The following is a 22,693-nucleotide window of genomic DNA, read 5'->3' as shown; positions in this document are numbered from 1 at the left end:
CCGTCTCGGTGGACGGCGCCCCGAAGCAGGCGGAAGCAGGCGGCGGAAGGGGTCAGTAGCGGACGGGCAGGGCGGTCAGGCTGCGGTTGAGCAGCGAGGGCTGCCAGGCGAGCCGTTGCCCGTCGAGGGCGAGCTGCGGGTGGTCGCGGACCAGGACGGAGACCACGACGCCGGCGACCAGGCGGGCCAGCGCGGCGCCGATGCAGAAGTGGGCGCCGAAGCCGAAGCCGAGGTGGGTGCCGTCGGCGCGGTGCAGGTCGAAGCGGTCCGGCTCGGGGAACTTGGCGGGGTCGCGGTTGGCGGCGGCGGTGACCAGGAAGATCCGGTCGCCCGCGTGGACGGTGTGGCCGCCGAGCTCGAAATCGCGGGCGGCGTTGCGCACGGACATCTTCGACGGGCCGTCCAGGCGCAGCGTCTCCTCCACCGCGGCCGCGCCCAGCTCCGGTTCGGCGCGGACCGCGGCGAGCAGTTCGGGCTGGGAGAGCAGCGCCAGCATGGTGTTGGCGATGAGGTTGCTGGTGGTCTCGCCGCCGGCGAAGGCCATCTGGGTCAGCATGCCGACGAACTCGGGGGTGGTGACGGTGTCGCCGATCCGGCCGCCGGCCAGGACGGAGCTGATCAGGTCGTCCTTGGGGTCCGCCTGCCGCTGGGCGACCAGGTCGGCGAGGTAGTCCTCCAGGCTGCACAGCGACTGCAGCGAGGTGCGGTACTCGCTCTCCTGCTGGGCGGTGCCCAGCACCAGGTCGGCCACCTTGGCGTTCCAGTACCAGAACGAGGGGCCGTGGGCCTGCGGGACGCCGAGCCAGCGGGCGAAGACCAGCGCGGGCAGCGGCTTGGCGATGTCCGCGTAGAGGTCGCCGGCGCGCCCGGGCGCGGCCTTGCGGGCCAGCATGGCGTGGGTGGCCCGCTCGGTGAAGGTGCGGTACCGGGCCACCGCCCTGGCGGCGAACTGCTCCTGGAAGACCTGGCGCAGCCGGCGGTGGTTCGGCGGGTCGTTGAAGACCATCCAGCTGGAGAGGATGCCGAAGGCGCGCTCGGCGTCCTCGCGGGCGCCCTCGGGGACGGCGTCCATCAGCGGGCGCACCCGGTCGGCGGAGACGGCCGGGTCGCGCAGGCACTGCATGACCTGGTCGTAGCCGGTGACGAACCAGGCGCGGTGCATCTGGCTCCAGAAGACCGGCTCGTGGTCGCGCATCGCGTCGAGGTACGGGTAGGGGTCGGCGTTGACGGCCGGGTCGAGCAGGTAGCGCTCGGTGAAGCCGGTGCGCGTCAGCGTGGTCGGGGTCATCGACGGGCCTCCTGCTCGGTGGCGGGGGTGAGTTCGGTCAGCAGCGCGGCCAGCTGGGCCACCAACGGATCGGTGAGCATGGTGCGGTGGTCGCCGGGGAGGGTGTGCACGGTCAGGCCGCCGGGCGCCAGCTCGCGCCAGCGGGCGACGTAGGTGGCGTGGTCGACGTCGAGGCCGGGCATCGGTTCACCGTCCGGCAGGTCCGCCGTGGCCTGGCCGATGACGAGGTGCACGTGGCCGGGGTAGGGGCGGATCTGGTAGTCGGCGAGGGCGGCGAGCAGCGAGTGCCAGACCTCGATGGGCGCGTCCGCGACGAGCGCGGCCTCGCCCGGCGCCATGCCGGCGGCGAGCAGCCGGTCCTGGAGCACGGCGGCGGCCGCGGCCCGCTCGTCCGAGCCCTCCGGGGTGGCCCGCAGTTCGTCGCGCAGGCGCAGCGCGTCGGCCATGTCGGCGACGAAGCCCGCCAGGCGAGCCGCGGCGGCCGGGTGCGGCAGGTACGGCTCGATCAGCACCAGCGGCGCCACCGGCCGTCCCGACTCGGCCAGTTGGGTGGCCAGCTCCAGGGCGATGTTGGCGCCCATGGACCAGCCGAGGATCGGCTGCGGGCCCGTGTCGCCGTGGGCGGCGATCTCGGCCGCGTAGTTGGCGGCGATGCCGGGCACGGTCCGCGGGTCGACGCCGCCGACCAGGCCGCGCGCCTGGAAGGCGGCGACCGCGCGGCCCTCGGGCAGGGCCCGGGCCAGCGGCACGTACCAGGTGGCCGAACCGCCGGTCGGGTGCACGCAGTACAGCGGGGTGCCCTCGCCCGCGCGCAGGGTCACCTCCGAGCGGACCTCCCGCGTCCCGGCGCCCGCCCGCGCGGCGAGCCGGGCCACCGTGGGCGCCTCGACGAGGTCCCGCACGGTGATCGCGACGCCGCGCGCCACCGCCTTGGCCGCGACCCGGACCGTCGACAGCGAGCTGCCGCCGAGCTCGAAGAAGTCGTCGTGCACGCCGACCGCGTCGACGCCCAGCACCTCCCGCCACAGCTCGGCGAGCACCTGCTCGGCCGGTGTGGTCGGGGCGACGTAGGCGGCGCTGAGATCGGACCGCTCCAGGACGGGCGCCGGCAGCGCCTTGCGGTCGACCTTCTCGTTGCTGGTCAGCGGCAGCGCGTCGAGGAAGACGAAGCGGCCGGGGACCATGTAGGCGGGCATCCGGGTACGCAGCGCCTGGCGGATCGTCTCCGCGCCGAGCGTCTCGCCGGGCGCGGCGACCACGTAGGCGACCAGGCCGGGGCCGCCGGGCAGGTCGGTGCGGAGCAGCACCGCCGCCGAGTGCACCTGCGGCAGCTGCCGCACGGCCGCCTCGACCTCGCCGAGCTCGATCCGCAGGCCGCGCAGCTTGACCTGCGAGTCGCGGCGGCCCAGGTACTCGACGGAGCCGTCGGCGCGGTGGCGGCCGAGGTCGCCGGTGCGGAAGAGCCGTGCGCCGGGCGGGCCGAAGGGGTCGGGCACGAAGCTCGCCGCCGTGAGCCCCGGACGGCCGAGGTAGCAGCGGACCACGCTCGGGCCGCCGACGTAGATCTCACCGGGCACGCCCACCGGCACCGGCTGCAGGTCCCGGTCCAGCAGGTAGGAGCGGGTGTTGCGGACGGGCCCGCCGATGGCCGGGCGGCCCTCGCCGGGCCGGCACTCGGCCAGGTGGGACCAGACCGAGGTCTCGGTCAGGCCGTAGCCGTTGAGGAAGCGGCGGTCACGGGACCAGGCGTCGGCCAGTTCGGCCGGGCAGGCCTCACCGGCGACCATCAGGGTGGCCAGCGCGGGCAGGTGCTCGCCCGGCATCACCGCCAGTGCGGTGGGCGGCAGCACGGCGGCCGTGATCCGCTGTTCGCGCAGGGTGCGGGCGAGGTCCGGGCCGGCGCGCAGCGCGTCCTTGGGCGCGGTGACCAGGCAGGCGCCGTTGGCGAGCGCCCAGGTGAGCTCGAAGACGCAGGCATCGAAGCTGGACGAGGCGAACTGCAGCACCCGGTCCCCGGGCGTGGGCCGCAGGCCGTCGCGCTGTGCCTGGAGCATGTTGGCGAGGCCGTCGTGGTGGACGGTGACGCCCTTGGGGACGCCGGTGGAGCCGGAGGTGTAGATGACGTAGGCGGCCTGCAGCGGGTCGACCGTCACGTCCGTCATCGCGCTCGACGGCGTGACGTCGGCCGGGTCGTCGACGAGCAGCACCCGTCCCTCGAACGGCACCGCGCCCGCCAGTTCGCGTTGGCTGATCAGGACGGTCATGCCGCTGTCCGCGGCCATGAACGCCAGGCGCTCGGTCGGGTAGGCGGCGTCCAGCGGGACGAACGCGCCGCCGGCCTTGAGCACCGCCAGCTCCGCCCGGACCAGCTCGGGGCCGCGGTCCAGGCAGACGCCGACCATCGTCTCCGCGCCGACGCCGAGTTCGCGCAGCCGGGCCGCCAACCGGTCGGCGGAGGCGTCGAGTTCGGCGTAGCTCAGGACGGTGCCGCCGTGGGCGATCGCGGGCGCGTCGGGCTGCAGCGTGGCCTGCTCACGGAGGCAACCGTGGAAGGTCAACGGCGGGTTGGCGACCGCTGCGCCCTCGGCCCAGGTGACCAGGGCCTGTTCGCGGGCGGCGCCGCGCAACGTGGGTCGGGCGGCCGGGGCGTCCGGGTCGGCGAGCATCGCGTCGAGGCACTCGCGCAGCAGGTCGGCGAGTTGCTCGGTGGTGGCGGTGTCGAAGCAGGCGGCGTCGGTGTCCAGGGTGAAGCCGCCGGGGCTGGCGTTCAGGGCGAGCGGGAAGGTGGTGCGGGCGACCTCCAGCGACTCGTCCCAGCTGTCGCCCTCCAGCCGGTGGAAGTTGACGTAGTTGAAGACCGCCTCCACCAGCGTGCCCGCGCCGGGGCACAGTTGCTGGATCCGGGCCAGCGGCACGCGGCGGTGCGCCATCAACTCCTGCTCGGCGGCGAAGACGTGGCGCAGCAGGCCGAGCCAGCTGGGGTCCTCGGGCGCCGTCGGCAGGCCGAAGGGCACGGTGTTGAGGAAGAGCCCGCGCATCCGGTCCGCCCCCGCGTACTCGGGGCGGCCGTTGACGACCATGCCGACCGCGTGGGGTCCGGCGGCGTCGTTCTGCTCCGCGAACATCCCCATGACGTGGTGGAACGCGGTGAGCAGTACCGTCCGCAGCGGCACCCCGGCGCGGCGGGCCAGCTCGCCCAGCGGGCCGGTCAGCTGCGGGAAGGTGCGGCGCGCCTCGTAGAGGGAGCCGTCGTCCTGCGCCGAGGCGGCCCGCCGGACGAAGTGGACCGGCTCCAGGTCGGCCAGGGTGCGCCGCCAGTAGGCGAGGCTCTGCTCGCTGCCGCTCGCGGCCCGCTCCAGGGCGACGTACTCGGCGAACGCGGGCGCCGGCGGCAGCTCGGGTTCGATGCCGTCGACGACGGCCCGGCGGTGCAGGTCCAGCAGGTCGGCGATGAGGGAGGTCAGGCTCCAGCCGTCCAGCACGATGTGGCAGTCGGTCAGGACCAGCCGCAGCTCGTGGTCGTCGACGTGGAACAGGTGGATCCGGACCAGCGGCGCGGCGGCGAGGTCGAAGCGGTGGTCGAACTCGTCCTGCACGTAGGCCCGCAGCGCGGCACGTTGCTCAGGGTGCGACAGTCCGCGCAGGTCCGTGCAGCCGACCGGCAGTTCGGCCGTCGGGTGGACCAGCAGCGTCGGCTCGGCGTAGGAGGCCAGGTCGACGGAGGAGCGCAGGATGCTGTGGGCCCGCACCACCGCGTCGGCGGCGGCCTGGAAGGCGGCGAGGTCGAAGCCCTCCGGGACGGTGATCTTCAGGTCGGTGACGTTGTGGTACGCGCCCCGGCTCGGGTCGGCCAGCATCTCGTGCAACATCCCCGCCTGCAGCGGGGTGAGCGGGTAGGCGTCCTCCAGTCCCTCGGGCAGCCGGGCCGCGTCCGCCGGGTCCAGCTGGGAGAACGGGGCGACGGGCGCGGGCGCGTCGACGGCGGCCGTGACCAGCCGGGCGAGGTCGGCCAGGGTGCGGGCGCGGAACACGTCGGCGACGCTGAGGCCGAGTCCGGCCGCGCGGGCCAGGCCGACGACCCGCAGGGCGAGGATCGAGTCGCCGCCCAGGTCGAAGAAGTGGGCACCGCGGCCGACCCGTTCGGTGCTCAGCACCTCGCCCCAGATCTTGGCGAGCGCCTGCTCGGCCGCGCCCACGGGGGCCTCGTAGGGGGTTCCGGCGGTCTCGTCGGAGCCCGCGACGGCGGCCAGCGCGTTGCGGTCGACCTTGCCGTTCGCGGTGATCGGCAGCTTCGGGTGACGCACGAAGAGCGCCGGGACCATGTACTCGGGCAGGTCGATCCGGAGCCGGTCGCGTACGGCCGCCGGGTCGAGCGGGCGGCCCTCCGTCGTCACCACGTGCGCGACCAGACGGGCACCGCCGTGGGCCTCGGCGCGGGCGACGACGCAGGCGTCGGCGATGCCGGACTGCGCCTTGAGCGCCGTCTCGATCTCGCCCGGCTCGATCCGGTAGCCGCGGATCTTCACCTGGTGGTCGGCGCGGCCGACGTAGGCGAGCTCGCCGTCGGGCAGGACGTGGACCAGGTCGCCGGTCTTGTACATGCGCCGGCCGGGCGTGAACGGGTCGACGGGGAACCGCTCGGCGGTCAGCTCCGGACGACCCCGGTAGCCGCGCGCCACGCCGCCTCCCGCGACGTGCAGCTCGCCGACGGTACCGCGCGGCGCGAGGCGGCCGTGGGCGTCGAGAACGTAGCCGTGCTGGCCGGTCAGCGGGCGGCCGATGGGGGAGCGGACGGGCCCGTCCGGATCGGCGCCGGTGACGGTGCGGAAGGTGACGTGGACGGTGGTCTCGGTGATCCCGTACATGTTGACCAGCGCGGGCCGGCCAGTGGCGGATCCGGAGAACCAGTCGCGGTAGTCGCGGACGTCGAACGCCTCGCCGCCGAAGACCACCACGCGCAGGCTCAGGTCGGCCACCTCGACGCCCGCCTGCGCGAGATGGGCGCGCAGGCCCTTGAACGCGGCCGGGGTCTGGTTGAAGACGGTGATCCGCTCCTCGCGCAGCACCCGCACCACCGACGACGGGTCGCGGACCTCGTCCTCGGTCAGCACGACCACGCGGCCACCGCTGGTCAGCGGACCCCACAGCTCCCAGACGGAGAAGTCGAACGCGGGGGAGTGGACCAGCGTCCAGGCGTCCTCGGGGCCGAAGTCGAAGTGCTCGTCGGCCGCGCCCAGCAGCCAGGCCAGGTTGGCGTGGGTCAGCTCGACGCCCTTGGGGCGACCGGTGGAGCCGGAGGTGTAGATGACGTAGGCGAGGTCGTCGGCGGCGGGGGAGGCGTCGGCCTCGGGTTCAGGTGCGTCGCTCTCGACGTGCAGCGGCACGATCTCGACCGGAAGGCCCTCGACGGCCGCGCGGCCGGTCGCGTCGGCGATCACGTAGCGCACGCCCGCGTCCTGGACGGTGAACTCGCGGCGGGCGCGCGGGTGGTTCGGGTCCAGCGGCAGGTAGGCGCCGCCGGCCCGCCAGACGGCGAGCAGCGCGACGGCCAGGTCGACGGACCGGCCCAGGCACACCCCGACCAGCGACTCGCGGCCCACCCCGAGCGCCCGCAGCCGACGGGCCAGTGCGGAGGCGGCCTCGTCCAGCTCGGCGTAGGTCAGCGACCGTCCGCCGCCGCTGACGGCGACGGCGCGCGGGGTGCGGGCGACGTGCCCCGCCACCCGTTGCGGCGCGGTGAGCGCGGGGGACGCCAGGACGGCGGCGGGCTGCGCGGGGCCGTGGGCGCCCAGCAGCCAGGCGCGCTCGGCGGTGGTCAGCGGGTCGACGGTGCTGAGCGGCGCGTCCGGCGCTGTGGCGAAGGCGCGCAGCACGGCGAGGGTGTGCGCGGTCAGCGCCTCGGCGGTGGCGGCGTCGTAGAGGTCCGGCCGGTAGACCAGGACCAGCTCCAACTGCCCCTGGTCGTCGCGCAGCTCCAGGTGCAGGTCGAACTTGGCGCTGCTGAGCTCGACCGGGAACGGCTCGGCCTGCGCGCCGCCCAGCGGGAACCCGCCGCGGCCCGCTTCGGCGGCGGTGAACAGCACCTGGAAGAGCGGGTTGCGGGCCAGGTCGCGTTCGGGGCTGAGCGCGTCGACGACCTGCTCGAACGGCAGACCCTGGTGGGAGAGGGCGCCGAGGACGGCGTCGCGGGTGCGGGTCAGCAGCGTGGCCGGGGTCGGGTCGTCGGACAGGTCGGCGCGCAGCACCAGGGTGTTGACGAAGAAGCCGACCAGCTGCTCGGTCTCGGACCGCTCGCGGTTGGCGACGACGGTGCCGAGCGACGCGTCGCTCTGGCCGCTGTGGAAGGCCAGCGCGGCCTGGAAGGCGGCGGCGACGGTCATGTAGGAGGAGGTGTCGGTGCTCCTGTTCAGCGCGGCCAGGGAGACGCACAGCTCCTCGGGCAGCGCCAGGCGGTGCACGGCGCCCTGGTGGCACGGTGTGGCCGGGCGCGGCCGGTCGGTCGGCAGCTCCAGCGGCGTGAGGCCGGTCAACCGCCCGCGCCAGTAGTCCAGTTCGCTGCACTGGTCGGCGGCGCGCTGCCAGACGGCGTAGTCGGTGTAGTCGATCGGCAGCGTCGGCAGCTGGGCGGGCGTGCCCTCGACGCGGGAGCGGTAGAGCTCGCGCAGGTCGCGCACCAGCAGGTCGAGCGACCAGCCGTCGGAGACGATGTGGTGCATGGCGAGGACCAGCACGTGGTCCTCGTCGGCCACCCGGACCAGGGTGGCGCGGAAGGCGGGCGCGGCGGCCAGGTCGAACGGACGCGTCGCCGCCTCCTGCACGACCGCGCGCACCGCGTCACCCTCGGCCTCGACCACGGCGAGCGGCAGCCCGGTGGCGTGGACGTGCTGCATCGGCAGGCCGTCCTCGGCGGGGAAGGTGACGCGCAACTGGGCGTGGCGGGCCACCAGGTCGTCGACGGCTCCTGCGAGTGCGTCGGCGTCGAGCGGGCCGGCCAGCCGCCAGGCGGCCGGCATCAGGTAGGTGGGGGCACCGGGGTCGATCTGGTCGAGGAAGTAGAGCCGCTGCTGCGGCGCCGACAGCGGCACCTGCTGCGGGCGCGGGTCGAGGCGGGGGATGCCGGTGGGGGTGACCTGGGCCGCGAGCCCGCGCAACCGCTGCTCCAGCAGCTTGCGCGCGGCGTCGGACAGGACGGGGCGGGGCTTGCCGCCCGCAGCGCCCGCGGCGCCCGGGGCGCCCGGGGTCGAGCCAGGGGTCGAGATCGGCCGGATCTCCGAAGTAGTCATGATCGTTCAGGTCCAATCCGATACAGGGTCAGTCGGTCCACGTCAGGGACAGGTCGATCTCGTCCTCGCTCATGGCGGAGATCAGCTCCACGAGCTGCCGCTCGACCTCGGCGGCCAGCAGTTCGACGGTCGGGTGCTCGAACAGGTCACGGACCTGGACGGGGCAGTCGAAGGCGGTCCGCAGTCGGGAGGCTGCGGAGACTGCGCGCAGCGAGTGCCCGCCGAGGGCGAAGAAGTCGTCCTGGACGCCGACCTTGGCCACGCCCAGCACCTCGGCCCAGATCTGCGCGATGACGATCTCGGTGGGCGTGCGCGGGGCGACGAACTCCACCGGCGCGGGCGCCTCCGGCTCGGGCAGGGCGGCGGTGTCCAGCTTGCCCTGCACGGTCAGCGGCAGCTGGTCCAGCAGCACGAAGACGGAGGGGACGAGGTAGCCGGGCAGTTCGGCGCGGCAGTGCGCGGTCAGCTGGTCGGCCGAGAGACCGGCGCCCGCGACGTAGCCGACGAGTGCCGGCTCGCCGCGCAGCTCGCGGACCAGCACGGCCGCGGCGTGCACGCCCGGGTGGCGACGCAACACCGCCTCGGCCTCGCCGGGCTCGACCCGGAAGCCGCGGATCTTCACCTGGTTGTCGCTGCGGCCGACGAACTCCAGCTCGCCGTTGGGCAGTCGACGCACCAGGTCGCCGGTGCGGTAGACGCGTCCGCCGCCGGGCCCGAACGGGTCGGGCAGGAACCGCTCGGCGGTCAGCGCCGTGCGGCCCAGGTAGCCGCGGGCCAACTCCGGTCCGCCGACCAGCAGTTCGCCGGGGATGCCGACGGGCACCAGCGCGCCGTGCGGGTCGGCGACGTAGGCGCGGCGCGAGCCGAGCGGGCGGCCGATCGGGACGCGGCCGTCGACGGGCCCGTCGATCTCGTGCGCGGTGGCGGAGATGACGGTCTCGGTCGGCCCGTAGGTGTTGACCACGTGCACGTGCGACAGGTGCCGGAACCAGGTGGCCAGCGGTGCGGACGGCAGCACCTCGCCGCCGGTGACCAGCAGCCGCAGCGAGACCAGGTCGGGCGCGACCACGTCCAGGCGGGCGACGACCTCCTCCCAGTAGGACGGGGTCAGCTCCATGACGGTGACGCCCTCGTCCCGCACCCGCGCGGCCAGCTCCTCCACCGACCACACCTCGTCGGGGCGGATCACCACCCGCGCGCCGACGCTCAGCGCGGGCAGGATCTGCTCCAGCGAGGCGTCGAACGAGAGCGAGGCGAAGGTCAGCACCCTGTCCGCGGGCGTCAGCCGGAACAGCTCGCGGGCGGCGGCGACGTGCGCGGCCAGCGCGTGGTGCTCGACGCCGACGGCCTTCGGGCGGCCCGTCGAGCCGGAGGTGAAGATGGTGTACGCCAGGTCGTCCGGCGCCGGGACGTGCCGGGGCCCGTCCGCGTCCGGCCGGACCTCGTCGACGCGCAGCAGCGGCACGTCCAGCCCGGCCAGCACGGGGGCCGTCACCGCGTCCGCCAGGACCAGCGTCACGCCGGCCTCGGCCAGCATGTAGCGCAGGCGCTCGGCGGGCAGCTGCACGTCCAGCGGCACGTACATGCCGCCCGCGCGCCACACCGCCGTCATCGCCGCCACCGACCAGGTGCCGCGGCGCACGCAGACACCCACCGGCGTACCGGCGGTGACCCCGGCCGCGACCATCGCGGCGGCCAGGCCGCCCGTCAGCGCGTCGAGCTCGGCGTAGCTCAGCCGCTCGCCCTCGCAGACCAGGGCGATGTCCTCCGGCGCGCCCGTGACCGCGAACGGCGGTGCGGCGGCCGCGTCGGCGCCGGCGGCGGCCACCAACTCGGCCCGCTCCTCGGCGGTCAGCAGGTCGATCCGGTCCACGACCGCGTCGGGCTGTTCCAGCACCGCTTCCAGCACCCGGCCGACGTGCGCGGCGAACCGCAGCGCCGTCCCCGGGTCGAACAGGTCGGCGGCGTACTCGACGTTGAGCGCGAAGCGGTGCGGGTAGAGCAGGAACGCCGCCGTCAGGTCGAACTTGGCGGAGCCCCAGGGAAGCGTGAAGTCGCTCGCCGCCAGGCCCTCGATGCCGGGGCCGCCCGTCGCCGACTCCTGCACGTCCACCATGACCTGGAACAGGGGGTTGCGCGACAGGTCGCGTTCGGGCCGCAGCTGTTCGACGACGCGCTCGAAGGGCACCTCCTGGTGGTCGAAGGCGTCCAGCACCCGGCCCTTGACCTGCTCCAGCAGCGCGGTGAACGTCGGCTCGTCGCCGAGGTCCGCGCGCAGCACGACGGTGTTGACGAAGAAGCCGACCAGCCGCTCCAGCTCGGCCCGGCCGCGCCCGGTCACCGGGGTGCCCACCGCGATGTCCGTCTGCCCGGTCCAGCGCGCCAGCACCGCCTGGGTGACGGCCAGCAGCACCATGAACCGCGTCACGCCGTGCTCGCGGGCGAAGGACTCCAGCCGGGCGCCCATCTCCGTCGGCAACGTCAGTTCCACCGCGCCGCCACGCCCCGACCAACCGGCCGGACGGGGACGGTCGGTGGGCAGCTCCAGCACCGGCACACCACGCAGCGCCTCGGTCCAGTGGGCCAGTTGCTGGTCGAGGGCACCGCTCTCGGCGCGGTCGCGCTGCCAGACGGCGTAGTCGCCGTACTGCACCGGCAGCGGCGGCAGAACAGCCCGGCGGCCGGCCAGCTCGGCCCGGTAGAGCTCGGTGAGCTCCTGGATGAACACGTCCTTGGACCAGCCGTCGGTGGCGACGTGGTGGAAGACGACGACGGCGACCTGCTCCTCGTCGTCCAGCTGCCACACGCCGGCGCGCAGCATCGGCGGGCGGGTCAGGTCGAACCGGCGGGTGGCCAGCGTGTGCGCCTGGCGGCGGACCTCCTCCTCGTCGCGCGCCTGCGCGGCCTCGAACCACTCCAACGGCACCGGCACCGGGTCGCAGACCTGCTGCACCGGGCGCCCGTCGACCTCCAGCAGGGCGGTGCGCAGCACCTCGTGGCGCTCGGCCATCGCGTCGAGCGCGGCCTGCCAGGCCGTCCGGTCGAGACGGCCGCGCAGTCGCCAGGAGAACCAGAGCACGTACTCGTCGCCCTGGTCCGAGGTGCGGTCCAGGAACCACAGGCGCTCCTGCGCGAAGGAGAGCGGCAGCGGTCCGGAGCGGTCCACCGGCACCACCTGCACGCCCGCCGACTTGCGCGAGGCCGCGACCAGCGGCCCGAACTCGCGGATGCGCGGGTTCTCGAACAGCGCCCGCAGCTCCACCTCGCGGCCCAGCCGCTCGGCGACGCGGGAGACGGCCATGGTGGCGAGCAGCGAGTGGCCGCCCAGCTCGAAGAAGCCGTCGTCGAGCCCGATCCGCTCCACGCCCAGCACGTCGGCCCAGATGGAGGCGATGATCCGCTCGTCGTCGGTGCGCGGCGCCACGTAGTCGGCGCCGGAGGCGGACCGGTCCGGGTGCAGGTCCGGCAGGGCGTTGCGGTCCAGCTTGCCGGAGGCGGTCACCGGCAGCGCGTCCAGCACCAGGAAATCGGCGGGCACGGCGTAGTGGGGGAGTCGTTCGGCGCAGAAGGCGCGCAGCGCGGCGGTGTCCAGGCCGTCGCCGACGACGTAGCCGCCCAGGCTCTGCCCGGTGGCCGCGTCCGGCCGGACGGCGGCGGCGACGACGCCGGGCGCGGCCCGCAGCACCGCCTCGACCTCGCCCAGCTCGATACGGAAGCCGCGGATCTTCACCTGGTCGTCGCGGCGGCCCAGGAACTCCAGCGCGCCCGACGGCAGCCACTGCACGACGTCGCCGGTGCGGTAGAGCCGCGAGCCGTCGGCGGCGAAGGGGTCCGGGACGAACCGCTCGGCGGTCAGCCCCGGCCGGCCGAGGTAGCCGCGCGCCACCTCCGGCCCGCCGATCAGCAGCTCGCCCGGCACCCCGACGGGCACGGGCTCGTCGTGCGCGTCGACGACGTAGACGCGGCGCCACCCGAGCGGCCGTCCGATCGGCACCCGCCCGTCCACGGGCTGCTCGGTCGCGTCGAAGGTCGCGGCGGTGACGGTGGTCTCGGTCGGCCCGTAGGCGTTGACGACCCGCACCCACGGCGCGACCTCCTGCCACGCGGCGAGGGCGCCGGACGGCACCGCCTCGCCGCCGAGGATCAGCAGGCGCAGCGTCACCAGGGAGGCCGCGGACCGGCGGTCGAGGGTGAACGCCAGCTCGGTCCAGAAGGTCGGCGGCAGGTTGACGACGGTCAACCCGTGCCGGGCGACGGCCTCGGCGATCTGCGTCGGCAGCCACGGCTCGTCCGGTCGGATCACCACCTGCGCGCCGCAGCCGAGGGCCGGCAGCAGCTGGTCGAGCGAGGCGTCGAAGGAGAAGGAGGAGAAGGCCAGCACCTTGTCCTCGGCCGTCACCGCGAACCGCTCCCGCGCGGCGGCGACGTGCGCGGCGAGCGCGCGGTGCTCGACCCCGACGGCCTTGGGGCGGCCGGTGGAGCCGGAGGTGAAGATGACGTGCGCGAGCTCGGCCGGGTGCGGGGCGTGGCGCGGCGCGTCGGTGTCGGGCACGACACGCTCGACGCGGACGACCGGGAGCGGCGCGTGGCCCCCGGCGGGAGCCGCGTCGGCGGGCTTGGTCGAGCGGGGTTCGGCGGAGGCGGCCTGCTCGGTGGCGGTTCCGGCGGCCGGCGCCTCGACCGTGCTGCCTGCGGCCGACTCGGCCAGCTCCTCGGCCAGGAACGCCGTCTTCTCGTCCGCGACCAGCGCGGCCAGGCCCGCCTCCCGCACCATGAACGTGAGGCGTTGCTCCGGCAGGTCCGCGTCCAGCGGCACGTACACGCCGCCCGCGCGCCAGACCGCCGCCATCGCGGCCACCGACCAGATCCCGCGCCGCACCAGCACGCCGACCGGCGCGCCGACACCGACGCCTGCGTCGCGCAGCGCGTTCGCCAGGCCGCCGGTCAGGCCGTCCAGCTCGCCGTAGCTCACCCGGCGGTCCGCGCAGACGAGCGCGACCGCCTCGGCCGGGCCGCTGATTGCGACGGGCGCGGGCTCGGCCTCGGGGCGGTCGGCGGCGCGACTCCACTCGGTCAGGAGGGTCCGGACGTCGGTGCCCTGCGCGGTGCCCGGCAACGGCGCCAGGCGTGCGGCCAGCTCCCGCACCGGCGTCTCGGGCTCCGCCAGCACCAGGCGCAGCAGCTCCACGTAGGCGGTGCTGAACCGCTCCATGGTGGCCGCGTCGAACAGCGCGGTCGCGTACTGCAGCCGCGCGGCGATGGTGCCGTCCGGGCAGAGGTTCAGGTCGAGGAAGACGTCCAGTGCCGTCCCGCCCAGCGGCGGCGGCACCAGTTCCACGTCCAGGCCCGGCAGGTGCGGCTCGTGGTGGGCGGTGTTGAGCAGCGTGAACGAGGCCTGTGCGAGCGGGTGCCGGGAGAGGTCCCGCTCGCCGCCGACGGCCCGCACCACGGTGTCGAACGGCGCCTCGGAACGGGACAGGTCCTGCAGGACACCGCCGCGCACCCGGTCCAGCAGTGCGGCGAAGCCCGGCCCGCCGGACAGGTCGGCGCGCAGGACGACGGTGTTGACGAACGGCCCGATCAGGTCGGCCACCTTGGCGCTGCCCCGGTCGGCGAGGGTGGAGCAGACGGCGATGTCGGTGCGGCCGGACCAGTGGCCCAGCAGTGCCTGGTAGACCGCGAGCAGCAACATGTAGCGCGTCGCGCGGTGCGTGCGGGCCAGCACGTCCACCTCGGCGACCAGCTCGGCCGGGAGCCGGAACCGCACCACGTCGCCGGCGCCGTCCCAGAACCGCGGTCGCGGCCGGTCCGTCGGCAGCGCCAGCGGCGCGAGCCCGTCCAGGCGCTCGCGCCAGTAGCCGAGCAGCTTCTCCATCCGCGCCCCGCTCAGGCGCTCCGCCTGCGCGGCGGCCACGTCGCTGTACTGCATCGCGGGCGCGGCGACCGCCTCGCCCTGGTAGCCGGCGGCGAGTTCGCGCATCAGCACGTCCCAGGACCAGCCGTCCACCGCGATGTGGTGGATCGTCACCAGCAGCACGTGGTCGTCGTCGGCCAGGCGCGCCAGCGCGGCCCGCATCGGGTGCTCGGTCGCCAGGTCGAGCGGGCGGCTCAGCTGCTCCGCGAAGAGCGTCGCCACGTCCGTGGCCTCCACCTGCTCCAGCACGGTGCTTCCCGCCGGATCCAGCTGCGGCACCGGCTCGCCGCCGACGGCGGTGAAGCGGGTCCGCAGGACCTCGTGGCGGTCGGCGATCCCCCGCAGGGCGCGCGCCAACGCGTCCACGTCGAGGGCTCCGCGCAGGCGCAGCGCGAGCGGCAGCAGCGAGCCCGAGGCGTCCTTGGCGAGTTGGTCCAGGAACCAGAGCCGGCGCTGCGCGAAGGACGCTGCGCGTGGGGCGGAAGTGGCAGTCACGGTAGGCCTCCAAGCGGGTGTTTCCTGCAGACTGCCGCTTGGGCCCGGGGGGCCAGTAGGGAAGAACGCGCAGTGCCGAACGCAAGCTCAGGGGCGCGAGGAACTGCGCGAGAAACCAACGGCGTGCGGATGGCCCTGAACGTTGAGGACCATCTGCTCGTCGGTGGCTTGTCGCGCAGTTCCTCGCGCCCCTTAAGAGGTCACTGCAACGAACCGCAGTTCGCTGGTGTACGTGTGTCCCTCCTGGTCCGTGAGCCAGGTCTGTTCCGGGGACGGCAGCATCTCCGTGATGACCACCCGGCCGTCCGGATCCTTGCGCGCCAGGCGCCTCACCGCCTTCGCCAGCACGTTCATGTACACCGGGCTGTCGAAGTCCACGTAGAACGGCCGCGACTCCGTCGGGGAGACCACGAACGCGAACCGGGGCAGGCCCTCGCGCTCGCGCCACTGACGGGCGCGGACGAAGCGGCGGCGTTCGTCCTTCTCCTCGGCGAAGGTCAGGTCCGACGCGCGCAGGCGCCACGTCTCGCGGGCGAGCACGAGGCGGCCCACCGTCACGCGGGGGCTGTGCCCGGCCGTCTCCGGCAGGACCTGGAACAGGTCCATCGCCAGTGTCGTCAGCACGTGCGCGAACGCGTCGACCGCGGGGAACTCCGCACCGTCCGGCAGGACCAGCCGCAGGCCGTCGTCCCGCCGGACGACCGACACGTCGGCGCTCAGCACCGTCCGGGGATCGGCCGGGTCGCCGGTCTGGTCGACGAGGGCGACCTGGTAGTCCTCGGGGCGGCGCAGGGCGTACTTGACCCGGGCGGAGAGCCGCGCGCGGTGCTCCTTCGGCAGCAGTGGCAGCAGCCGCGGTCCAGGGTGGTCCTCGTCCGTCAACGCCGCCAACTCGCCCGGCTCGGCGTGCTGGTGGACGAAGAGCGAGGCGCCCAGCGTGTTCGACGCGAGATGCAGCTCGCCCAGGACGAACCGGTACTCGCCTCGGTCGATCGCCTCCGCGCTCTCCGCCGCGATCATCACGTCGGGACTGGCGTAGCGCGCCGCGGTCCAGCCCGGGCCGCCGTTCCACGCGAACCTTCGCGCCACCTCCGTGGCGACGGAGTCGTGGTCGCGCCGGATGCGCCGGACGCCCTCCTCGGGGGCGAGGACAGCATGCCAGTGTGCCTGGAACTCCTCCTGGAGCCGCTGCGCCGCACGCCGCGCGTCACCGTGCAGGATCGGCATGCAGGCGAACCAGAACGACGCCAGGTCCACCGGTCCCTGCGCCGCGAGCTTGTCGTACACCTCCTCCGCGCGTGCCGTCACCTCCGCGGCCAGCTTGGAGGTGAGCCAGCCGGCGGCCGTCAGCAGCGGCTCCAGGGCCGCCGCGAGCTCCTCGGCCACCCGGTCGCCGATCCGCGCCGTCGCGGCGCGACGGCAGTCGGAGTAGACCAGGGCGCGGCACGGTGCCGTACCCGCGGACTTCTCGCGGACGGCGACGGTCTCCGTCAGCTCGACGAACTCCCGTTCCAGCAGAGACATCGCGGCGACGAGTGCCTCCGCTCCCTCGGCCCGGCGCACCCGTTCACGGCCGCGTTCCAGCAACTCCAGGCGGTGCAGCCCGCGTTCGCGCAGGCCGGGGTCGCCGACGGTGTGCAGCCAGGCGTGCAGGCGACGTTCGGGGCGGGTGTCCGCCGGGAGTTCCAGGCGCCACACCGCCCAGCGGCGGCGCACGAGTTCGTCCAGCGCGGCCGCGACGTCGACCCCCGGCAGCTCCTCGGCCAGGGCGTGCGCCGTGCGGACGCCGTCGCAGCGGGACAGCACCGCCCGCAGCTCCGGCGTCGCCGGTTGAGGGGGGCGGCCGGGCACCACGACGTGTTCGTCCGCCACGCGGACGAACGGCACCCGCCGGGGCGCGATCCACGCGCGGGCCGCCGGGTCGGCGCCGAGGGTCGCGGCGAGGGCGTCCACGGCCCAACCGGCGAAGTACAGTTCGGTGGCCGCGACCAGGCCCTCGCCGGGGTCGACGTCCACGGCGTCGGACGCCGCGCCGTCGAAGCGACCCCAGCCGACGGGGCCGAAGAAGCCGATGGTGTCGTTCTTGACGCAGAACCGCTGCCAGTAGTGCGCGACCAGCTCCTCGCGCTGGCGCGGCATGCTGGTGCGACCGGCCGCGGTCGGGGTCCAGTTGAGGAACGGCTTGACGCCGGAGTCGAGCACGGGCCGGTTCTGCCAGGCCACCGCCTCGCGGAAGGAGGGTGTGCGGGCGATCGCCTGCAGCTCGTGGGCGGTGGTGACGGCGGCCTCGTCGAAGCGTTCGGCGAAGGCGTCCCAGTCGGGGCCGGCCAGGGTGTCGTCGGGGCCGAACTTGTCGGCGTCCCCGGCCAGGCCGCCGGGAGCGAGGCGCAGCACCCCGTCGGCGGGGAAGCCCGGCCCGCGCAGGCCGAACTGCTCCCACAGCCGCCAGCGGCCGCCGGGCAGACGGATCTCGGTCACCTCAGGTCTCCTCGCTCTTCGTGGTCGGGTGCCGGGCGGCGGTCAGGCCTGGCCGAAGTCGGCTTCGAGCACCTCGGCCAGCTCGACCGGGCTCGGGTAGGCGAAGACCAGGGCGACGGGGATCTCCGCGCCGAGCGCGTCCTGCAGGCGGCTGGTGATCTGGAAGGCGGTGAGCGAGTCGCCGCCGTGCTCGAAGAAGTCGCTCTCCTGGTCGAGGCCGGTGACGCCCAGGGCGTCCTGGTAGACGGCGACGACGAGCTCGACGGTGCTGGTGCCGGAGGCGGTGGTGACGGTCATGACGACTGCTCCTCGAGTGCGTGAAGGGTGGTCAGGGAGAGTTGTGCGGTCGCGGCGCGCAGGGCCGCAGGGGTGTTGCCGCCGGAGACGACGGCGACAGCGGGGGTGGGGCTGTCCGTGAGGCGGTGGCGGAGCGCCCCCGCCACGGCGACGGCTCCGCTGGGTTCGGCGGCGACGCCGTGCCGGGCCAGGAGTTCGGCCGCGGCGAGGATCTCGGCGTCGGTGACGGCGACGAGGGCGTCGACCCGGTCGCGGACGACGGGATAGGTGACGGTGCCGGGTCGCTGGCCGCGCAGTCCGTCGGCGACGGTGTCGCTCGGCGGTAGCGTCAACGGGCGTCCGGCGGCGAGGGATCGGGCGTAGCGGGGGGTCTTGGCCGGTTCCACGCCCACCACTCGGACCGGATGGTCCAGCGCGGACAGGCAGACGCCGGCCAGCAGTCCGCCGCCCCCGGCGGGCACGTAGAGGGTCCGCACGTCGGGGCAGTCGGCCAGGACCTCGCGGCCGACCGTGCCCTGCCCGGCGACCACCAGTGCGTGGTCGGAGGAGGGGATCAGTACGGACCCGCTCGCCTCGGCCAACTCCTGCGCCCGCAACTCGCGTTCGGCGACCCCGCCGGACACGGTGACAGTGCGGGCGCCGAGGGCGGCGATCAGCGCGGCCTTGTCCGGGTTGGCTCCGGCGGCCAGCACGACCGTCAGCTCGATGCCGAGGTCACGGGCGAGCCGGGCCAGTGCGATGCCGTGGTTGCCGGAGGAGCCGGTGACGACGCGGTCCGCCTGCAGGGCGAGCACGGCGTTGGTCGCGCCGCGCAACTTGAACGAGCCGCTGTGCTGCAGGTGCTCGGCCTTCAGCCGCAGCCCCGGCAGGAACGGGAGCAGGGGGGTGTGTCGGACGCGGCCGTCCAGGCGGGCGGCGGCAAGGGCCACCTCGGCCGGGTCGAGCAGGTCCTGCCGACCGGCGGGCCGGAAGTCGGGCCCGGCGAGGAGCGTGGGTGCGGTCATCGGCCTGCTCCCGCCTGGGCGAGCGCGGTGCGGTCGGTCTTGCCGCCGCGCGTGGTGGGCAGTTCGGCAAGGCGGACGAACCGGCGCGGCATCAGGTAGGGCGGCAGGGTCCGGGCCAGGTGCAGGCGCAGCGCCGGATCGGTGACGGTGTCCAACGTGCCGGTGACGTGGGCCAGCAGGAAGACCCGCCCCTGGGCGTCGGTGTCGGCGGTGACGACGGCGCCGGCGACCGCGTCGTGGGTCAGCAGCGCGCCCTCGACCTCGGCCGGGTCCACCCGGTAGCCGCGAATCTTGATCTGCCGGTCGCTGCGGCCCAGGTAGTGCAGGCCGTCCGGGCTGCGTCGGGCCAGGTCGCCGGTCCGGTAGAGGCGGGCGCCGGGTGGGCCGAGCGGGTCCGGCACGAAGCGCTCGGCGGTACGGCCGGGACGGGCGCGGTAGCCGCGGGCCACTCCGGCGCCGCCGATGCACACCTCGCCCACCTCGCCGTCGGCGACGGGAGCGAGTGACGCGTCGAGGAGCCGGACGACCACCCCGTCGATCGGGGTGCCGATGACGTCGTTGTCGGTGTCGGGCGCGGCGGCGGGGACGGTGTGCCGCGTCGAGGTCATCGTGCACTCGGTCGGCCCGTACTGGTTCACCAGCCGGCCGGGCACCAACGCCCGTCCGCCGGCGGTCAGGTAGGGGCGCAGTGACTCGCCGCTGGAGACCATGAGGCGGACCCCGTCCAGCAGTTCGCCGGCGTCCGGCCGCCCGGCCAGGTGGGAGAGGAACGACGGCGTCACGCTCAGCAGGGTGTTGACGCCGTACTGCCGCACCGCCGGGCCGAACGACTCGGGCCGCAGCACCTCGCCGCGCGGCAGCAGCACGACCCGTCCGCCCGCCAGCAGCGGCGCGAAGGTGTCGCGGATGGAGGCGTCGTAGCCCAGCGGCGCGACCTGCAGGGCGACCGTGTCCGGCCCGAGGCCGAAGTCACGGGCCACGAACCGGAGGTAGTTGTCCAGCCCGCGGTGTTCGATCAGCACGGCACTGGGCTCGCCGGTCGTACCGGAGGTGTGACTGACGTAGGCGAGCAGGTCGGGCGTGACCGCCACCGGTTCGCGGCGCGCCGTCGCTGTCCCCGTCCCCGTCGCTGTCGCCGTCGTCTCGTCCGTCAGCAGCACCGGGCGTCCCGGGATCGGCAGGTCCAGGCGCGCCGCGAGCGCGTCGTCGGCCGCCAGCAGCAGGTCCGCGCCGCCGCTCGTGACCAGCGCGGTCAGGCGGGCGGGCGGCTGCTCGACGTCCAGGGTGAGGAACGCCGCCCCCGCGCGGACCACGGCGGCCATGGCCACCACCGCGTCCGGCCCGCGCTCCACGGCGACCGCGCAGACCCGTTCCGGGCCCGCGCCGGCCCTGCGCAGCAGGCCCGCCACCGCCTCGACGCGCGCGGCGAGCTCGCCGTAGGTCACGTCCCCGGTGGGCGTGGTCAGCGCCACGCGGTCCGGAGCGGCGGCGCCGTGAGCGGCGATCTCGTCGGCGAAGGTGCGCATCACGACACCCCCGGGACGGTCTGGTCCACGGCGACGAACCGCAGCTCGCTGGTGTAGGCGTGGCCCTCGTCGTCGGTCAGCCAGGCCTGCTCGGGCGTCGGCAGCATCTCGCTGACCTTCAGCCGCGCCTGCGGGTCCTTGCGGGCGAGCCGGCGCGCCGCCTTGGCCAGGATCGTCACGTAGACCGGGCTGTCGAAGTCCACGTAGAACGGACGCGGTTCGGTCGGCGAGACCACGAAGACGAAGCGCGGCAGCTCCCGTTCGCGCTGCCACTGCCGGGCCCGCACGAACCGGCCCGCCTCGGTCTTCTCGTCCGCGAACGCGGCGAGTTCGGCGACGGGCAGCTGCCAGGTCTCGCGGGCGACGACGACCTTGTCCACGGTGATCCTGGGCGTGTGGTCGCCCTCCGGGTGGATCGTGAAGCGGTCCATCGCCTTCTGGGTGAGGGTGTTCGCGTAGGCGTCGAGCACCGGGTAGCGCACGCCGTCCGGCAGCACCACCACCAGGCGGCCGTCCTCGCCCTCGACCACCTCGACGTCCGCGGCCAGTGCGGTGCGCGGTCGGTACGGGTCGCCGGTCTGGTCGACCAGCGCCACCACGTGGTCCTGCGGCCGGTCCAGCGACGGGCGGCTGCGGGCCGACCACTTGATCGGCAGCTCCTTGGCCAGCATCGGCAGCAGCCGCGGGCCGGGGAAGTCCCGGGAGGTCTCGGCGATCAGCTCGTCCCGGTCCGGGTGCTGGTGCACGAAGAGCGAGGCGCCCATGGTGTTGAGCGCGCAGTGCATCTCGCCCAGCACCAATTCGAACTCGCCGCGGGCGACCGCGTCGGCGCTCTCGGCCAGCAGCAGCAGGTCCGGGCTGAAGTAGCGGGCCAGCGACCAGCCCGAGCCCGGCTCGTCGAACTCCTCGGTCACCTTGGCGGCCAGGTCCGCCGAGCTCAGGCGCACCCGGCGCACACCCTCGGGCACGTCCAGCACGCGCGCCCACTTGGCGCGCAGCTCCTGCTGGATCGCGACGATGTCCACCTTGGACATCGGGTGCGGCGAGGGCAGGCACTCCAGCCACAGGGAGCCGAGGTCGACGCCTTCGCCGCCGCTGCGCTCCTTCAGGCGTCGCCACGCCTCGTGGATACGGCCCTCCATCACCTCGGCGAAGCGGTTCGTCATCCAGCGCGCCGCAGTCAGGCACAGCTCCAGCGGGCCCAGCTCGTCCAGCAGCGCGGTGCCGAGCGTCGCCGTCGCGGCGCGGCGGGAGTCGCTGTAGACGAGGCCGCGGCAGGGCGCCGTCCGCTCGCCCTTGGCGCGCTGCGCCTCCGTCGCGGTCAGCTCCGCGAAGTCCGCCTCCAGCGCGGCCACGGCGGCGGTCAGCGCGTCCGCGTCCATCCCGGCCGCCTGCACGGCGTCCCGGCCGCGCTCCAGCACCTCCAGCTTGGCGAGCGCCCGCTCGCGCGGCCCCGCGTCGCCGACCCGCTCCAGCACGGCGCGCAGCGCCTGCTCCGGGTAGGTGCTCGCGGGCACGTCCACCTGCCAGCGCACCCAGCGCTTGCGGGCCAGTCGGCGCACCGACTCCACCACCGCGTCCGGGGTCTCACCCAGCGCCTCGGCGATCACGGCGGCGGTGCGGGTGCCGTCACAGCGCAGCAGCACCGCGCGGTCCGGCTCGGCGATCTCCTGCGGCGGCCGGCCGGGCACGCGGACCGTGCCGTCGTCCCCGACGCGGACGAACGAGACGCGGGTGGGCGGCATCCACGCCATCAGCTCCGGGTCCTCGCCGAGCGACTTGGCGAGCGCGTCGATACCCCAGCTGGCGAAGTACACCCGGGAGACGGCGAGGAAGCCGTCGCCGGGCGCGATCTCGACGCCCTGCGTCGACAGGTCCCAGCGCCCCCAGCCGACGGGGCCGAAGAAGCCGATGGTGTCGTTCTTGACGCAGAATCGCTGCCAGTAGTGCGCGACCAACTCCTCGCGCTGGCGCGGCATGCTGGTGCGGCTCGCCGCGGTCGGCGTCCAGTTCAGGAACGGTGCGATGCCGGTGCGCAGCACGGCCGGGTTCTGCCAGGCCACGGCGGCGCGGAAGCGGGGCGTCGCGGCGATCGTCTGCAGGTGGCGGGCCGTCTCGACGGCGGCCTCCTCCAGCGCGGACCCGAACGTCTCCCAGTCGGGGCCGGCGAGGGCGTCCTTCGGCCCGAACTTGTCCGCGGCCTCGGCCAGTCCGGCCGGTGCCATGCGCAGCACCCCCTCGGCGGGGAAGCCGGGACCACGCAGGGCGAAGTGCTCCCACAGCCGCCACCCCCCACCGGGCAGCAGCACGTTCTCGGGGACGTCCGACGACATGGCGGGACTCCTTCCAGGGTGGCGGCGAGGGGCGACTCCTCAGCACCCTGCCGCCGCGCGGCCGTGCCCCGACAG

At 74.8% G+C, this 22,693-nt stretch carries 8 protein-coding genes; all 8 read right to left on the bottom strand.

The features are described 5' to 3' along the window. Window positions 1-52: 52 nt before the first annotated feature. A complete protein-coding gene (locus BMY61_RS20145; RefSeq protein ID WP_042450231.1) occupies window positions 53-1,288 on the bottom strand; it encodes a cytochrome P450 in 1,236 nt (411 codons plus the stop codon). Then, entirely contained in the window at window positions 1,285-8,571 is a 7,287-nt protein-coding gene (locus BMY61_RS20140; protein ID WP_082015141.1) for a non-ribosomal peptide synthetase, read from the bottom strand. The genes BMY61_RS20145 and BMY61_RS20140 overlap by 4 nt, the downstream gene beginning before the upstream one ends. 28 nt (window positions 8,572-8,599) lie before the next feature. Then, window positions 8,600-14,980 carry a non-ribosomal peptide synthetase gene (locus BMY61_RS20135; protein ID WP_042450229.1) on the bottom strand — a complete coding sequence of 2,127 codons (6,381 nt, stop codon included), beginning with the start codon at window positions 14,978-14,980 and terminating at the stop codon, window positions 8,600-8,602. 192 nt (window positions 14,981-15,172) lie between these two features. Then, window positions 15,173-17,458, bottom strand: a complete 2,286-nt coding sequence (locus BMY61_RS20130; RefSeq protein WP_042450227.1) for a lantibiotic dehydratase — start codon at window positions 17,456-17,458, stop codon at window positions 15,173-15,175. A gap of 42 nt (window positions 17,459-17,500) precedes the next feature. Beyond that, window positions 17,501-17,755, bottom strand: coding sequence for an acyl carrier protein (locus BMY61_RS20125; protein ID WP_042450226.1), 255 nt, complete (start codon window positions 17,753-17,755; stop codon window positions 17,501-17,503). Further along, entirely contained in the window at window positions 17,752-18,759 is a 1,008-nt protein-coding gene (locus BMY61_RS20120; protein WP_082015140.1) for a threonine ammonia-lyase, read from the bottom strand. Before BMY61_RS20120 ends, BMY61_RS20125 begins: the two co-directional genes overlap by 4 nt. Continuing rightward, complete coding sequence (locus BMY61_RS20115) at window positions 18,756-20,285, bottom strand: amino acid adenylation domain-containing protein (protein ID WP_042450224.1); 1,530 nt, start codon at window positions 20,283-20,285, stop codon at window positions 18,756-18,758. The genes BMY61_RS20120 and BMY61_RS20115 overlap by 4 nt, the downstream gene beginning before the upstream one ends. Further along, complete coding sequence (locus BMY61_RS20110; RefSeq protein ID WP_042450223.1) at window positions 20,285-22,618, bottom strand: lantibiotic dehydratase; 2,334 nt, start codon at window positions 22,616-22,618, stop codon at window positions 20,285-20,287. Before BMY61_RS20110 ends, BMY61_RS20115 begins: the two co-directional genes overlap by 1 nt. Window positions 22,619-22,693: the final 75 nt, after the last annotated feature.

Origin of the sequence: Streptacidiphilus jiangxiensis (assembly GCF_900109465.1) — a bacterium.
In the GTDB taxonomy this organism is placed as follows: domain Bacteria; phylum Actinomycetota; class Actinomycetes; order Streptomycetales; family Streptomycetaceae; genus Streptacidiphilus; species Streptacidiphilus jiangxiensis.
The sequence above is the reverse complement of the archived record's forward strand: the minus strand, read 5'-3'. Positions and strand labels throughout refer to the sequence as shown.

What these genes read in the sequence shown, in the direction of transcription:
- BMY61_RS20145 (WP_042450231.1), bottom strand. Translation starts at nt 1,288, where the DNA reads ATGACCCCGACCACGCTGACGCGCACCGGCTTCACCGAGCGCTACCTG.
- BMY61_RS20140 (WP_082015141.1), bottom strand. Translation starts at nt 8,571, where the DNA reads ATGACTACTTCGGAGATCCGGCCGATCTCGACCCCTGGCTCGACCCCG.
- BMY61_RS20125 (WP_042450226.1), bottom strand. Translation starts at nt 17,755, where the DNA reads ATGACCGTCACCACCGCCTCCGGCACCAGCACCGTCGAGCTCGTCGTC.
- BMY61_RS20120 (WP_082015140.1), bottom strand. Translation starts at nt 18,759, where the DNA reads ATGACCGCACCCACGCTCCTCGCCGGGCCCGACTTCCGGCCCGCCGGT.
- BMY61_RS20115 (WP_042450224.1), bottom strand. Translation starts at nt 20,285, where the DNA reads ATGCGCACCTTCGCCGACGAGATCGCCGCTCACGGCGCCGCCGCTCCG.
- BMY61_RS20110 (WP_042450223.1), bottom strand. Translation starts at nt 22,618, where the DNA reads ATGTCGTCGGACGTCCCCGAGAACGTGCTGCTGCCCGGTGGGGGGTGG.